Source organism: Azospirillum sp. INR13, assembly GCF_015390205.1.
GTDB lineage: Bacteria > Pseudomonadota > Alphaproteobacteria > Azospirillales > Azospirillaceae > Azospirillum.
Genome location: NZ_VUOI01000001.1, coordinates 145,213 through 160,447, shown reverse-complemented (window position 1 = coordinate 160,447; position 15,235 = coordinate 145,213). Strand labels below are relative to the sequence as shown.

The 15,235-nt window shown below is 67.5% G+C and carries 15 protein-coding genes; 10 read left to right on the top strand and 5 right to left on the bottom strand.

Going from position 1 to position 15,235, the window contains the following annotated elements:
* The first annotated feature begins 90 nt into the window (after positions 1 to 90).
* The 3 genes from F1643_RS00785 to F1643_RS00780 all read left to right on the top strand — a co-directional run bounded on the left by F1643_RS00785 (position 91) and on the right by F1643_RS00780 (position 3,492).
* Complete coding sequence (locus F1643_RS00785) at positions 91 to 2,541, top strand: heavy metal translocating P-type ATPase (protein WP_194909863.1); 2,451 nt, start codon at positions 91 to 93, stop codon at positions 2,539 to 2,541.
* A complete protein-coding gene (ccoS, locus tag F1643_RS21930; RefSeq protein WP_255542266.1) occupies positions 2,447 to 2,647 on the top strand; it encodes a cbb3-type cytochrome oxidase assembly protein CcoS in 201 nt (66 codons plus the stop codon). Before F1643_RS00785 ends, ccoS begins: the two co-directional genes overlap by 95 nt.
* 158 nt (positions 2,648 to 2,805) lie before the next feature.
* Positions 2,806 to 3,492: a Crp/Fnr family transcriptional regulator gene (locus F1643_RS00780; protein ID WP_149223987.1), complete on the top strand. Its 687-nt coding sequence runs from the start codon at positions 2,806 to 2,808 to the stop codon at positions 3,490 to 3,492.
* Between the two features lie 223 nt (positions 3,493 to 3,715).
* On the opposite strand, the gene F1643_RS00775 is transcribed toward F1643_RS00780, so the two are convergent.
* The 4 genes from F1643_RS00775 to F1643_RS00760 all read right to left on the bottom strand — a co-directional run bounded on the left by F1643_RS00775 (position 3,716) and on the right by F1643_RS00760 (position 6,205).
* Positions 3,716 to 4,789, bottom strand: a complete 1,074-nt coding sequence (locus F1643_RS00775; RefSeq protein ID WP_194909862.1) for a COX15/CtaA family protein — start codon at positions 4,787 to 4,789, stop codon at positions 3,716 to 3,718.
* Positions 4,790 to 4,890: 101 nt separating this feature from the next.
* Positions 4,891 to 5,385: a lysozyme gene (locus tag F1643_RS00770; protein WP_194909861.1), complete on the bottom strand. Its 495-nt coding sequence runs from the start codon at positions 5,383 to 5,385 to the stop codon at positions 4,891 to 4,893.
* 136 nt (positions 5,386 to 5,521) lie between these two features.
* Positions 5,522 to 5,830, bottom strand: coding sequence for a hypothetical protein (locus tag F1643_RS00765; protein WP_194909860.1), 309 nt, complete (start codon positions 5,828 to 5,830; stop codon positions 5,522 to 5,524).
* Between the two features lie 111 nt (positions 5,831 to 5,941).
* A complete protein-coding gene (locus F1643_RS00760; RefSeq protein ID WP_194909859.1) occupies positions 5,942 to 6,205 on the bottom strand; it encodes a Usg family protein in 264 nt (87 codons plus the stop codon).
* 358 nt (positions 6,206 to 6,563) lie between these two features.
* On the opposite strand from F1643_RS00760, the gene groES reads away from it, so the two are divergent.
* The 7 genes from groES (at position 6,564) to F1643_RS00725 (ending at position 14,172) form a co-directional block, all read left to right on the top strand.
* Positions 6,564 to 6,854 (top strand): co-chaperone GroES, encoded by a 291-nt coding sequence (groES, locus tag F1643_RS00755; protein WP_014248860.1) that lies wholly within the window; start codon positions 6,564 to 6,566, stop codon positions 6,852 to 6,854.
* Between the two features lie 48 nt (positions 6,855 to 6,902).
* On the top strand, positions 6,903 to 8,546 hold the full coding sequence (gene groL / locus F1643_RS00750; protein ID WP_194909858.1) for a chaperonin GroEL: 1,644 nt from the start codon (positions 6,903 to 6,905) through the stop codon (positions 8,544 to 8,546).
* 276 nt (positions 8,547 to 8,822) lie between these two features.
* Positions 8,823 to 9,164, top strand: a complete 342-nt coding sequence (locus F1643_RS00745) for a hypothetical protein (protein WP_194909857.1) — start codon at positions 8,823 to 8,825, stop codon at positions 9,162 to 9,164.
* 14 nt (positions 9,165 to 9,178) lie between these two features.
* Positions 9,179 to 10,096, top strand: coding sequence for a DMT family transporter (locus F1643_RS00740; RefSeq protein WP_194909856.1), 918 nt, complete (start codon positions 9,179 to 9,181; stop codon positions 10,094 to 10,096).
* Positions 10,097 to 10,493: 397 nt separating this feature from the next.
* A complete protein-coding gene (locus tag F1643_RS00735) occupies positions 10,494 to 11,198 on the top strand; it encodes a response regulator transcription factor (protein ID WP_194909854.1) in 705 nt (234 codons plus the stop codon).
* A gap of 155 nt (positions 11,199 to 11,353) precedes the next feature.
* Entirely contained in the window at positions 11,354 to 12,505 is a 1,152-nt protein-coding gene (locus F1643_RS00730; protein ID WP_194909852.1) for a hypothetical protein, read from the top strand.
* Between the two features lie 641 nt (positions 12,506 to 13,146).
* Positions 13,147 to 14,172, top strand: a complete 1,026-nt coding sequence (locus F1643_RS00725; protein WP_194910131.1) for a zinc-binding alcohol dehydrogenase family protein — start codon at positions 13,147 to 13,149, stop codon at positions 14,170 to 14,172.
* Between the two features lie 22 nt (positions 14,173 to 14,194).
* Here the strand turns inward: F1643_RS00725 and F1643_RS00720 are convergent, their stop codons facing one another.
* Positions 14,195 to 15,088, bottom strand: a complete 894-nt coding sequence (locus F1643_RS00720; RefSeq protein WP_194909851.1) for a LysR substrate-binding domain-containing protein — start codon at positions 15,086 to 15,088, stop codon at positions 14,195 to 14,197.
* Between the last annotated feature and the right edge of the window lie 147 nt (positions 15,089 to 15,235).

Here is a 15,235-nt window from a genome sequence, read left to right as displayed (position 1 = left end):
GTGAGATGAGCGTCTGCCTCCATTGCGGACAGGAACTGGGCGAGCAAGCCGCCGCTGCTGCCAACTCCAACGCCGCCACGACCGCCACCGATGGGACCGGGCCCCTTCTGCTGCACAGGCTGCGCCGCCGCCTACGATCTCGTCCGCGGCCTGGGGCTGGAGCGCTATTACGAGCGCCGCAGCGTCGATCCCACCGCGCGCCCGCTGCGCCCCGACGACGCCCCGACGGTGGATTACGAACCGCATGCGCGCGAGGAGTCCGATGGCACCCGCAGCCTGCACCTGATGGTCGATGGCATGCAGTGCGCCGCCTGCGTCTGGCTGATCGAATCGGCGCTCAGCCGCCAGCCGGGCGTCGGCCACGCCCGCATGAACATGACCACGCGCCGGCTGACGGTGCGCTGGGACCCCAAGGTCACCAATGCCAACACGGTGGTCGGCACCGTCGCGCAGCTGGGCTATCGCGCCGTGCCCTTCGATCCGGACCGGCTGGGCAGTGCCCAGGCGAGGAGCGAGAAGGAGCTTCTGCGCGCCATGGCCGTCGCCGGCTTCGCCATGGGCAACGTCATGCTGCTGTCGGTGTCGGTCTGGGCCGGACACAGCCAGGGCATGGGCAGCGCCACCCGCGACCTGATGCACTGGATTTCGGCGCTGATCTGCATGCCGGCCATCGCCTATGCGCTGCGTCCCTTCGCGCGCTCGGCGCTGTCGGCGCTGCGCCACGGCCGCACCAACATGGACGTGCCGATCACCATCGGCGTCCTGCTCGCCACCGGCATGAGCCTGTTCGAGACGATCCACAGCGGCGACCATGCCTACTTCGACGGCGGCGTGATGCTGCTGTTCTTCCTGCTGGTCGGCCGCTATCTCGACCAGCGGGCGCGTGGCCGGGCGCGTTCGGCGGCGGAACAGCTGCTGGGACTGCGCGCCAACGCCGTCACCATCCTGCGCGAGGACGGCACCAGCGCCGTCGTTCCGCCGGAACAGGTCACCAGCGGATCCACCATCCTGGTCGCGGCCGGCGAGCGCATCCCGGTGGACGGCCGGGTGTCCGACGGCATCTCCGACCTCGACACCGGCCTGATCACCGGCGAGACGGTGCCGGGCACCGCAAGGCCGGGCGACCAGGTCTTCGCCGGAACGCTGAACCTGACCGCGCCGCTGCGCCTGACCGTCACCGCGGTGGGGGAGGGCACGCTGCTGGCCGAGATCGTCCGGCTGATGGAGGTGGCGGAGCAGGGGCGCGCCAAATATGTCGCCATCGCCGACCGGGTGTCGCGGCTCTATGCCCCGGTGGTGCATCTGGCCGCCCTGAGCACCTTCGCCGCCTGGATGCTGCTGGGCGGGGCGATGTGGCAGGACGCGCTGATGAATGCCATCGCCGTGCTGATCATCACCTGCCCCTGCGCGCTGGCGCTGGCGGTGCCGGTGGTGCAAGTGATCGCCAGCGGTCGCCTGATGCGCCAGGGCACCCTGTTGAAGAGCCCGACCGCGTTGGAACGACTAGCCGCCATCGACACGGTGGTGTTCGACAAGACCGGAACCCTGACCGAAGGGCGCCCGGTTCCGCAGCTGGACGGGCTGGCGGCCGAGGATCTGGCGCTGGCGGCCTCGCTCGCCGCGGCAAGCCGCCATCCGCTCGCCCGCGCCCTCGCTGCAGCCGCGCCACAGGTGCCGGTGGCCGCAGGCGTCCGCGAGATCGCCGGTGCCGGCCTGTCGCTGCATACCCCGGATGGGGAGGTTCGGCTCGGCAGCCGCCGTTTCACCGGTGCGCCGCTGGAGGCGGAGGACGCCGCCGGTCCGGAGCTGTGGCTCGCCCGTCCGGGCGAGGAGCCGCGGCGAATCGTGTTCCTCGACGCTCCGCGGCCGGACGCCGCGGCCGTGGTGGCGGCGCTGAAGGCCCGCGGGCTGGAGGTGCGGCTGCTGTCGGGCGACCGCCGTGGCGCTGTTGCGGCGGTGGCGGAGCGGCTGGGCATCGCCGACTGGCGGGCCGAGCAGACGCCTGCCGACAAGACCGCCGTGCTGGCGGAACTGGCCGACGAGGGACGCACCGTTCTGATGGTGGGCGACGGGCTGAACGACGCCCCGGCGCTGGCCGCGGCGGCGGTGTCGATGTCGCCCTCCACCGCGGTGGACGTCAGCCAGACCGCGGCCGACGTGGTGTTCCAGGGCCGCCTGCTGCGCCCGATCGTCGAGACGGTGGAGGTCGCCCGCCGGTCCGGCCGCCTGGTCCGGCAGAATTTCGGCATCGCACTGGTGTATAACCTCTTCGCGGTGCCGCTCGCGATGGGCGGAATGCTGACGCCGCTGCTGGCGGCGCTCGCCATGTCGTCGTCGTCGCTGATCGTCATTCTCAACGCGCTGCGGCTGGCCCGCGGTGCCGTCGTCAAGGATGTTCCCGTCCAGGATATGACTGTGCGGGATCTGCCGGGTAAGGATTCGGGTGATGGACGAGCTTCTCTATCTGATCGCGATCGCGCTCAGCCTGGGCGGTCTGGGGCTGGCGGCCTTTCTGTGGGCGCTGAAGTCCGGCCAGTTTGACGATCTCGACGGCGCGGCGCACCGCGTCCTGTTCGACGACGACCTGCCGGCGGCTCCCCGGTCCGGGACCGAGCCGCCCGCCCCGGAGGCTGTCCGGAGGCAATAGTGCCAAAGCCCGTATGGGCAAAGAAAAGGTTGTATGCGTGCGAGGTTGCGATTCTCGGCGATTGCCACCAATATGAGCCCATGCGGAATGAAAGGCTGGGTTCGTCCATGCCACCTTTTGATACGGTTCGCGCTCGGGAAAAGAGCGCTGCGACGGAAATGAATCCCTGCGGGGCCTGTCCCGTGCGCAGCCTGACGGTTTGCGCCGCGCTGGAACCGGAGGAGCTGCGCCGTCTTGCCGACATTCTGCAGAATGTGCGCATCGATGCCGGCCACACCCTGTTCGCCGAAGGCGACGCGGCCGACGCGCTCTACAACGTCACCTCCGGTACGGTGAAGCTGTACAAGCTGCTGCCGGACGGCCGGCGCCAGATCACCGGCTTCCTGGTGACCGGCGACTTCCTGGGGCTGGCCGTCAACGACAGCTATGCCTACACCGCAGAGACCGTCACCAGCGCCTCGCTCTGCCGCTTTCCGCGCAAGAAGATCGACGCTCTGCTGGAGGAATTCCCCAAGATGCAGCGGCGCCTGTTCTCCATGGCGTCGAACGAGCTGGCCGCCGCGCAGGACCAGATGCTCCTGCTCGGCCGCAAGACGGCGAAGGAGAAGATCTGCTCCTTCCTGCTGATGCTGTCCCAGCGGGCCGCCCGCCGCGGTCACAAGGAAAACCCGGTCTTCGTGCCGATGAGCCGCGCCGACATCGCCGATTATCTGGGCCTGACCACCGAGACGGTCAGCCGCACCTTCACCCAGTTGAAGACCGCGGGCGTCATCTCGCTGCAGGAAGGCAACAAGGTCCTGATCGCGGACATCGACGCGATGTACGATCTGGCCGAAGGGGCGTGAGCCTCGCGCTTTTGCGGGATGCGGGTGTGTTCGACAATTTTTCCACGGATGTCACGGATTTGAACACGGATGTCACGGATGTTCTTCTGCAAGGCCTTGGCCTTCCTGAGAGCATCCGCTTCGGCAAGCCATAGGAAAATCCGTGTAATCCGTGTCTAAATCCGTGACATCCGTGTAAATCTTGCCATCGCTTGTCCGCGCGCCGGCAAGACTACGGCGCGCGTTACTCCCGCCGCACCGGCCGCAGCTCGAACTGCAGCCACACCAGCATCGACACCACCAGGATCGCGCCGGCCTGGTGGGCGGCGGCGACCGGGAGCCACACCACGGTCAGCAGCGTGACGATGCCCAGCGCGATCTGCAGCAGGATCATGGCGGCCGACGCCACAGCGGCGCGGCTGGCCCGGCCGGGCAGGCGGGCGTTCAGGATGCGGGCGGACAGCACCAGGACCACGACTCCGGTCAGGATCGCCAGCGCGCGGTGGATGAGCTGGATCGACGCGGTGTTCTCGAACGGATTGAGCCACCAGGGGGTCAGCGTGTTCACCTCCGGCGGAATCCAGTGGCCGGCCATCAGCGGGAAGGTGTTGTAGGCGAGGCCGGCGTCCGATCCGGCGACGAAGGCGCCCCAGACGATGGTGACGGCGACCAGCCCAAGCGCCCAGCCGGCAAGGCGGCGCAGGCCGGCAGCCTCCGGACGCCACCCCGCCAGCGGCAGCGGGTCGAGCAACCCCAGCGCAGTGCGCAGCAGCAAGGCGTAGATCAGGATCGCGGTGCCGAGATGCAGGGCCAGCCGGTAATGGCTGACGTTCGGCGCATCGACCAGCCCGCTCTTCACCATGAACCAGCCGATGCCGCCCTGCAGCCCGCCCAGCAGGAACAGGCCCATCAGTTTCGGCCACAGTTCGGCCGAGATGCGGCCCTGCATCCAGAAGCGCAGGAAGGGGATGAGGAAGACGAACCCGATCAGTTGGCCCCACAGCCGGTGGAACCATTCCCACCAGAAGATCGACTGGAACCCCGCCAGATCCATGTGGCTGTTGTAGATGCGGAACTCCGGCGTCTGCTTGTAGAGGTCGAAGACCCGGTTCCACTCCGCCTCCGACAAGGGCGGCAGGATACCGATCAACGGTTTCCACTCCACCATCGACAGGCCGGATTCGGTCAGCCGGGTGATGGCGCCGATCACGGCCATGGCCAGCACCATGGCGGCGCAGACCAGAAGCCAGACGGCGATCGGCCGATTCGGGTTGGGGCGGGCGGAGGAGGCGAGGCTGTCGGAGGCAAAGGCGGTCACGGCGGTAATCCGGAGCACGGCGGTGGGATGTTCGCCAATGTGGTGCGAACATCCCGCTCCGTCAAACGCCTCTTGTCCCGTATGGGGCGGGCGGTGTCCGCTCAGGCGGTTCCGTCGACCGTGGCGATGCCGCCCTGGGCCTGGGCGGTCTGGCTCTGGAACAGTGCCGCCTCGGCCGCACGGCGGGCGACGAGGCCCGGCAGCTGGGTCGGCTTGCCGTTCACCGTGGCGTAGACCCAGCGGCCGAACTGGCCTGCGGCCCCGGCATAGTCGCCGGCGTTCAGCAGCTTCAGCAGGGTCGAGCTTTGCAGACTGCCGGCCCCCAGATTGAAGACGAAGGAGGACAGGGCGCCGCGCTGGTCGTCGTTGAGGGGCACCTTCACCAACGCGTCGACGCGGCCGGCGGCATCCGTCAGGTCGGAGGCGAGGAAGCTGTCGGCCTGATCGGCAGTGATGGTCTGGCCCATCTTCACGCCCGCCGTGTGACCGTAGCCGATGGTGGGGACGCCCGCCGGGCAGCGATAGGCTTTGAGATACAGACCTTCGAAATGCTTCACGAGGTCGACCGCGGCTTGGCAGACCGGCTTGGTGGTCATGATTGAGAACTCCCGCTTCGCGCGCCAGGAGGGCAACATACGCCCTCAAAGGAGGCTATTTTAGGCAAAATGCTCGCGAAGCGGGAAGTATAGATTTCAAATTGTCGCAAACGGCTACCGGGGCGAGGCGTGAGGCTCAGGGCGCGAGGGTGTGGGCCGCCCCGAACAGCACGAACAGGACGAACAGGAGCGCGGACAGTCCGGCGATGGTCGTGCATTCCAGCAGCGCCTCCACCAGCCTGCCCTCGCGATCCTGGCAGGTCGGAAGCCTAAAACTCGGAGGCTTGCAAGTCCGCTGCCCGATGGCGGGACTGGCGCCGGTGCCGTTTGCCGCCTCGTCCGCCACCTCGCCGGACAGGCTGCCGGCTGCATCACGATCGCTCCAGCCTTCGTTCCAGGACTTTGTCCTGCGCTCCGCCATCATCGCGCCCTCCGCAATCTCCATCGCCGGAATTCGCTAAAATTTTAGCGATCCGGGATGGCGGGCGCTGTGACGGCTGTCACAGGGGCGCGGAGGGCGTGACGTCGGGGGCTGCTGCAAAAGCCCGGAAGGGCGTCAATGAATACGGAAATCCACGGCGGCGTGACGCAGAGCGCCGGGGGTGATCAGGGTCTGTGTCGCCAGCCGCACCGAATGCAGCTTGCCGTCGAGGTTGCGCTGCCAGAAATCGAGGGAGCGCCGCAGGACGGGATACTCCGGCGCCTGATCCAGATCCGGCCAGAGATAGCACTGCAGAAGGCCGGGATACTCCGGCATGTGATAGAGGATCTCGGCCGTGGTCAGGCGGAAATCACGGAGCTGGCGGACGAGATTGGCCATGCGTGGTCTCCCATGCGGTCGGCTGATCGGTCGGGACTGCGCGGTGTCCGGTTGCTCTCATGCGATCCCGATGGCGGTGCGCCGATACCGGGAAGGTCGGATCCCCATGTGACCCTTTGAAGAAATCTTGCCCGGCGGCGATCCCTCCCGCAAGACGGAAAATCGTTCTCCGACAATATGTTAGAAGCATGGAGCGACGAGTGCCGCCGGCATTTGCGCCAAATTCCGAAACGAGCCTCTTGAATCCCCAAACTGCTTCGATTAGCTGTCTGGCACTCGCCGGGTGGGAGTGCTAACAGCCGCCGCCCGCGCCAAATCACGTCATTCAGAACCAAGCCTTGATCCAAGGAGGCATTCCATGAAGTTCCGCCCGCTGCACGACCGCGTCGTCGTCAAGCGTCTGGAGTCCGACACCAAGACCAAGGGTGGGATCATCATCCCCGACACGGCCAAGGAAAAGCCGCAGGAAGGCGAGATCATCGCCGTCGGCCCCGGCGCCCGTGACGAGGCCGGCAAGGTCGTGGCGCTGGACGTCAAGGCCGGCGACCGCATCCTGTTCGGCAAGTGGTCGGGCACGGAAGTGAAGATCGAAGGCGTCGATTACCTGATCATGAAGGAATCCGACATCATGGGCGTCATCGAGGCCTAAGTCCTCCGCCCGTATCCTTCGAAATTTGCAAGTTAAAGGAATCGAGACATGGCTGCCAAAGACGTCAAGTTCGGCCCCACCGCGCGCGAAAAGCTGCTGCGTGGCGTTGACATCCTCGCCGACGCCGTGAAGGTCACGCTGGGCCCGAAGGGCCGCAACGTCGTGATCGAGAAGTCCTTCGGCGCTCCGCGCATCACCAAGGACGGCGTGTCGGTCGCCAAGGAAATCGAACTGTCGGACAAGTTCGAGAACATGGGCGCCCAGATGGTCCGCGAGGTCGCCTCGAAGACCAACGACCTGGCCGGTGACGGCACCACCACCGCCACCGTCCTGGCCCAGGCCATCGTCCGCGAAGGCGTGACGAAGGTCGCCGCCGGCCTGAACCCGATGGACCTGAAGCGCGGCATCGACATCGCCGTCGCCGCCGTCGTCGCCGACATCCAGGCCCGCGCCAAGAAGGTCACGACCAACGACGAGATCGCCCAGGTCGGCACCATCTCCGCCAACGGCGAAGCCGAAATCGGCAAGATGATCGCCCAGGCGATGGAGCGCGTCGGCAACGAAGGCGTCATCACGGTGGAAGAGGCCAAGAGCCTGGACACCGAACTGGACGTCGTCGAGGGCATGCAGTTCGACCGCGGCTACCTGTCGCCGTACTTCATCACCAACGCCGACAAGATGATCGCGGACCTCGAAAACCCGTTCATCCTGCTGCACGAGAAGAAGCTGTCGGGCCTCCAGCCGCTGCTGCCGGTCCTCGAGGCCGTCGTTCAGTCGTCGCGTCCGCTGCTGATCATCGCCGAGGACATCGAGGGCGAGGCCCTGGCCACCCTGGTCGTCAACAAGCTGCGCGGCGGCCTGAAGATCGCCGCCGTCAAGGCCCCGGGCTTCGGCGACCGCCGCAAGGCGATGCTTGAGGACATGGCCATCCTGACCGGCGGCCAGGTCATCTCGGAAGACCTCGGCATCAAGCTCGAGAACGTCACCCTCGACATGCTGGGCACCGCCAAGAAGGTCGTGATCTCCAAGGAGACCACCACGATCGTCGACGGCGCCGGCGAGAAGGCCGACATCGAAGCCCGTTGCGGCCAGATCCGCGCCCAGGCCGAGGAGACCACCTCGGACTACGACCGCGAGAAGCTGCAGGAGCGTCTGGCCAAGCTGGCCGGCGGCGTCGCGGTCATCCGCGTCGGCGGTGCGACCGAGGTCGAGGTGAAGGAGCGCAAGGATCGCGTTGACGATGCCATGCACGCCACCCGCGCCGCGGTGGAAGAGGGTGTGGTCGCCGGTGGCGGTTCGGCCCTGCTGTACGCCGGCAAGGCGCTGGACAAGCTCGTCCCGGTCAACGACGAGCAGCGCGTCGGCATCGACATCATCCGCCGCGCCCTGCAGGCCCCGGTCCGTCAGATCGCCTACAACGCGGGCACCGACGGTTCGATCGTGGTCGGCAAGCTGCTGGACCAGAACGACGCCAACTACGGCTACGACGCCCAGAAGGGTGAGTTCACCGATCTGGTCGCCGCCGGCATCATCGACCCGGTGAAGGTGGTCCGCACCGCCCTGCAGGATGCGGCCTCGATCGCCGGCCTGCTGATCACCACCGAGGCGATGATCGCCGAGAAGCCGGAGAAGAAGGCTGCTCCGGGCGGCATGCCGGGTGGCATGGGCGGCATGGACGACATGGGCTTCTAATCAGCCCGCAGTCCGTCTATCTGCCGACCGTTCCGCGGTTCGGGAAAGGGGCGCCTCCGCAAGGGGGCGTCCTTTTTCTTTTGGGGCCGTGGATGCCCCGGGGATGCGCCGGGGATACGTTGGCAGGTTGCAGCCACCCTCCGCCATCCGGAAAAGTCAAGGCGAAGTCCGCCTTGCTTTGGCGCGGGCGCCTCCCAATAATCCGCCCCTCTCGCCGGGCGCCCCAATGGGGGGCGCCGGCCTCTGACTTCCGTATTTTTAACGAGGGCTTGTTCCATGCGCTCCTTCGAGGGCCAGCATTCCGACAACGTCGCCATCAAGCGCACCCGCGAGCAGAAGCAGCGCCAGCTGGTTCAGCTCAAGGAGCAGCTGGCGACGCTGAAAGCCCACGCGGCCCCCGCCATCCGTGAAGCGCTGGTCAAGCGCATCGCCGAACTCGACGCCGAACTGCGCCAGCCTGCCAAGCCTCCCCGCGAGGGCCGCGAGGGTCGCGAGGACGCGCCGCGTCCCCCCCGTCGCGAATCGCGTCCCAGCGTCTTCCGTGCCGAAGACAGTGCCGACCGCAGCGCCGCGGTGTCCGCATCCAGCGTCTTCGCCTCACCCCGCCGCCGCAGCTGAGGACGGACAGCGCCATGCCTGCCGACCGCACCGCTCCCGTCAAAGGATCCCGTCTCGCCGATCAGGCCTGGCTGCTGATGATGCTGCCGCCTCTGTTCTGGGCCGGCAACGCGGTCCTGGGGCGTGCGGTCGCCGGGGCCGTGCCGCCCATCGGGTTGGCCTTCTGGCGCTGGTGCCTGGGCGTGCTGATCGTGCTGCCCTTCGCCTGGCCGCACCTGCGCCATGACATCACGCCGATCCTGGCGCGGTGGAAGAGCGTGCTGCTGCTGGGCACGCTGGGCATCGGCATCTACAACACCTTCCAATACATCGCGCTGAACACGACGACCGCGCTGAACTGCGTGATGCTGCAGTCGTCGATGCCCGTGATGATCGTCCTGATGAGCCTCGTCCTGTTCCGCGACCGGATCGGGGCGATGCAGGGGCTGGGCATCGCCGTCTCGCTGGTCGGTGCGATGACGCTGATCTCCCATGGCGATCCGGCGACGCTGCTGGGACTGGAGTTGAACGCAGGCGATGTCTGGATGCTGGCGGCGGTGGTGATCTATGCCGCCTATACCACGCTGCTGCGCCGCCGGCCGGCGATCCATGGCCTGAGCTTCGTCGTCGTCACCTTCGCCATCGGTGCCGTGGAGCTGCTGCCCTTCTACATCTGGGAAAGCCTGAGCGGGCATCCGGTGCAGGCGAGCGGCATCACGCTGCTGGCGGTCGGCTATACCGTGCTGTTCCCGTCCATCGCCGCCTATCTCTGCTTCAACCGGGCGGTGGAACTGCTCGGCCCCAACACGGCGGGTCTCGCCATCCATCTGGTGCCCGTCTTCGGCAGCCTGCTTGCCATTCTGTTCCTGGGCGAGCAGCCGCATCTCTATCACGGGATCGGCATCGCCCTGATCGCCGCCGGCATCGTCCTGGCGACCCGCCGCCGCGTCTGACGGATTGCCGGATCGTTTCCGGCGCCGAGTAATTTTCTTTATTCCGTATCGAAACGATATTGTTCGAGAGTTGTTCTGTCTCGCAAGGCGGCGTCGGCCCGGTGGTATTCTTCCATCGGTTCTTCGGATCGTCTGGATTTTAGCGAAGATATTCTTGAATCTCGCCGATTGGTTTTACGGTATGTGGTGGGATAGTGCCCCGATTGGGTGTGCCGAGCGGATGTTCGCGCGTATACTATCCCCGATATCCTTTTAGACACACCCGCTATCCCTCGCGCCAGCGGCGGTCAATAAGGGATGACCGCTAAAATGCAGGTCATGGCGGCGGTTCGCAGATCGATCGGTCGCCATGAGGAGCCGGCGCTGTCCGCCGGTCCGCCGTGGTGGAGGTCCCAAGATGCCCCTGCAAATGCCTGTGCCGGTTTCCGTGAATACCGCCTGCCTCGTTCATATCGTCGACGGGGACCTGCTGTCGCGCAGCACTCTCTCGCGGGCATTGGGTGCCGTCGGCATTGCCTGCCGCGTCCACAGCACCGGCGCCGACGCGCTGGCCGTGCTGGGCACCGCCTCCTCCTGCATCGTCGTGCGCAACGACTTGCCGGACATGACCGCCATCGAGTTCATGGCCGAGGCATCGCTGCACGGCCATGACCTGCCGGTTCTGGTCGTCACCGGACAGGGCGATGTCGACGCCGCCGTGGCCGCGATGAAGGCCGGGGCGTCCGACTGCATCGCCCGGCCCTTCGCGGTCCCGGCCTTCCTGGATCGGCTGCGCGCCTGCCTGGCGTCGGGCAATCCCCATGCAGAGCGGCGCGACCGCAGCCGCGACGCCGTCCGCCGGCTCGCCCTGCTGAGCCGCCGCGAGTCGGAGGTGCTGGAACTGATCGTCGACGGCAAGCAGAGCAAGACCATCGCCTGGGAACTGGGCATCAGCATCAAGACGGTGGAGGTCCACCGCGCCCGCATCATGGAGAAGACCGGCTGCCGGTCCATCGTCGGGCTGGGCCGCCTGTGGGAAGCGGCGGAGATGCTGCGCGGCCGCGACCTGCCGCGTGCGCTGCCCATCCGCCAGCCGGCGATGATGGAAGCGATCGCATCCTGACAGTCCATCCGGGTGCGGCTTTCCGGGCGGAATGACGTTGCCGGGACCGAAGCTTCGAAAATCGGTGCCGGTCCGGTCCTTCTCGTTGGGATCGGCGGCCAGAGGATTGTAAAGTTCTGGAGAAGAGCAACCAGAACGCCGACAGGAGCGGTCCGATGTTCCCCGACCATGGTCACCGTCGCATTTCCGTGGCGTCGCCCGACGATATCGCCACGGCGCGGCGGATCGCGGCGGAGCGGGCCGATGGCGTGCTGGCTGCCGAAGAGGCGGCCCGTTTGGACCGTCTTGTGGCGTCGCTGTGCGGATATGCGCTGAACCGTCCCGATGGGACGCTGCTGATCGCCCGCATGCGGTCCGGAGCCGGGGTCGAGTGCTTGGCGTACGACCGCGATCCCGCAACGACCGAACTGCCGCCGGACCCGGTCCAGGGGCTTGGCGCCGATCTGGAGGCGGCGCGGCGGCTGGCCGACCGTTTCCACATCCACGCCACGCCGGGCATCGGGTCGGCGCTGCTGGTCCGCGTGCTGCGCCCCGGTGCCGACGATTCGCCGCCCGCCGACGCCATGGCGGAGGCCGGAGCGGTGATGGTCGAGCGACAGGGTGGCGAAACCGTCCGGCGCGGGCCCTTCATCGACCACTGGTTCGTCCGCTGCTCCTCCGCCCGCGGGCCGGACGGTCCCTGTGGAATCGCGCTGATGATCGACGGCGAGACCGAGCCGGATGATCAGGCGGCCGATCAGGAGGCAGGCGGAGCCGGTGAGAAGGCGCCGGCCGGGCCGTTGACCAGGATGACGCCGGAGGTGATCGCGCAGGTCGAGACGGTGGTCGCCGCGACGGTGCCCGATCTGCCCGCCCCCGTGGTGGTCAACGCCATCCGGCGCGACCTGAGGATTCGGCCCGAGTTGGGGCTGTCCCACGATCCGGTCCTGAAACGGATCGGCCGGTCCGCCCTGGCGATTCTGCGATTCGACGGCAAGGCGGTCGATTACACGGCGCTCGGCACCCTGGCCGGCGCGGTGGTGCGCCCGCAGGAGATGCTGGCGCTCGGTGCCCGCTGGGCGATGGTGGGATTCAATCCGCGGGCTCCGGCGTCGGTCCATCTGCTGTGGGGACCGGGCGATCATGTGGTCCTCTACACCAGCGGATGCGCCCGGCTGCCGGCCCTGTTCATCCACCGCGACCTGCACAAGGTCGATCCCACCCTGGCGGCACTCGTCCTGCTGCGCGACGGTGTCGTGCGCGACGACGACCACACCATCCTGGTCCTGCGAAACCGCGTCGACCGCGTTTCCGCTTCCGTCGGCTGAGTGTCCGTCAGCGGCCCCAGCCGTGCGGGCCGCCGGGGCGTTCCCACGCATGCGGGTCGCCGTTATGGTCGCCTCCGCCCCGGTTGCCCCAATTCCCCCGGTTGCCCCAATCCCCTCGATTGCCCCGATCCCCGCGGTTTCCCCAATCCCTGCGATTTTCCCAGCCCCGCCCGCGCCAGCTGCGGTTGTCATCCCATGTGCGATAGCGATAGCCGGGCTGCACGACGACCGGCGGCGGAACCGCGTATACGGTCGGAGGCGGCACCACCACGGTCTCGCCATAGGCCGGGTAGTAGGGATCGTACCCGCCCGTGGCGACGCAGCCCGACAGTGCGGCGGCGCTCGCGGCAGGAGCAGGGCGGTCAGGATCTTGGGGCGGACGATGCTCATGGCCTTGCTTTCCGTAGTGCAGGGACCGGACTCGGCGGTGAGGCTGGTCATCGGTACAAACACCTCAGCGCGCCCGGCTATTCCATACCCCCTTGGCGTCAATCCGTTCGCCCAGCGGTTCATCGGGCGATTCATGGAGCGATGGATCATGGAAAGGGATGGATGAAACAAGAACTATGAATTTAACATATCCTGTGGACGCCGCCATCCTGCGCCTCGACTTCTTCTCCATCCTTGAAGGCGAGGCCATCATGAAAGCCATCGGTTACCGCAAGAGCCTGCCCGTCACCGACGTCGACGCGCTGATCGATGTCGAGATCGACCGCCCGACCCCCACCGGCCGCGACCTGCTGGTCCGGGTGGAGGCGGTTTCCGTCAATCCCGTCGACACCAAGCTGCGCCGCAACGCCGCTCCCGCCGATGGCGATCTGCGCATCCTGGGCTTCGACGCCGCCGGTATCGTCGAGGCGGTCGGACCGGATGTCACCCTGTTCCGCCCAGGCGACGCCGTGTTCCATGCCGGCTCCATCGACCGCCCGGGCACCAACGCCGAGTTCCATCTGGTCGACGAGCGCATCGTCGGCGCGCGTCCGGCCAGCCTGAGCGTGGCCGAGGCCGCCGCCCTGCCGCTGACCGCCATCACCGCCTGGGAGATGCTGTTCCACCGCCTGGGCCTTCCGCGCGACGGGGGCGCCCAAAATAATGGTGAGGGCAAATCGTTGCTGATCGTCGGCGGGGCCGGCGGCGTCGGCTCCATCGCCATCCAGCTGGCCCGCCGGCTGACCAAGGTTCGCGTGCTGGCCACCGCGTCCCGTCAGGAGACCGCCGACTGGGTGCGCGAGCTGGGCGCCCATGACGTGATCGACCACAGCCGGCCGATGGCGGAGCAGGTGAAGGCGCTGGGGCTGGCCGGCGTCGATTGCGTCTTCTCCACCAACGCCACCGACCGCCATTTCCAGGATCTGGTGGAACTGGTGGCGCCGCAGGGCCGCATCGGCCTGATCGACGACCCCGAGCCCATCGACGTCCGCCTGCTGAAGCGCAAGAGCGTCTCGCTCCATTGGGAGCTGATGTTCACCCGTCCGCTGTTCCAGACCGACGACATGATCGCCCAGCATGAGCTGCTGACCGAGGTGTCGCGTCTGGTCGATGCCGGCATTCTGCGCACGACGCTGACGGAGACGCTCGGACGCATCGATGCCGCAACCCTGCGCAAGGCCCATGCTCTGATCGAGTCGGGCAAGGCCCGCGGCAAGGTGGTGCTGGAAGGCTTCTGACCGGCCGGCTCGCCCTGCCCGTTCAACCCGCCAGGGCAAGCGGCGGGCGGGCCGGGTACATGGTCGACAGACTGTCCAGAATGAAGCCGACCAGAGGTTCGGCGAGGCGGCGGTTGCGCGCCGTCTCGCCGAAGATCGCCATTTCGACGTTGCCCAGTTCGGGCAGGCCGTCCTCCACGCCCAGCCGGCGGACGCCCTCCGGTATGGAGGATTCGCTCAGCACCGCCACGCCCAGCCCGGCGCGGACGGCGGCCTGAACCCCCATGACACTGCCGCTGGTGTAGACCACCCGCCAGGGGCGCCCGGCCTCGCCCAGCGCCGCCAGCCCGCGGTTGCGGAAGACGCAAGGTGCGGGCAGGGCGCAGAAGGGAAGGGGGCCGTCGGCAGGGATCTCCAGCCCGGGGGCCGCGACCCAGCGCATCGGTTCGGTCCAGATGCCGCGTCCCCGGCTGTCGCCCGCGTCGCGGCGGGAGATGACGAGGTCCAGGTCACCCCCATCCAGCGCCGAGACCAGTTCGCCGCACAGACCCACCCGTACGTCGATGTGCAGGCGCGGGTGCAGCTTGGCGAAGCGGCGCAGGACATGGGGAAGATGGTCGGACAGGAAATACTCCGCCACGCCCAGGCGCAGTTCGCCCTCCGCCGCCGGTTCGGCGAAGCGGCGCACCGTTTCGTCGTTCAGGTCCAGCAGGCGGCGGGCATAGCCCATCAGCAGCTCGCCGTCATGGGTCAGCGCCAGCGACCGGCTGGTCCGCTCGAACACCCGGCGGCCGAGCATGTCCTCCAGCTTCTTGATCTTGACGCTGATCGCCGACTGCGTCCGGCCCAGCCGTTCGGCCGCCGCGGTGAAGCCGCCGGCCTCCGCCACGGTGACGAAGGCGCGCAGCGCGTCGATCTCCAGGTCGGGCAGGGACATGAGAGATTCATTCCGAACAATGATCGTTAGTGCGCATCCTATCGGCATCGTTCATGGATGGCGAGCGGCGCATTGGGACAAGCGGCGGCCAAGCCGTTGAACCGGGACGTGGGCATTCTCATTGTCAGCCCTCCGGGCCTTGCCGCC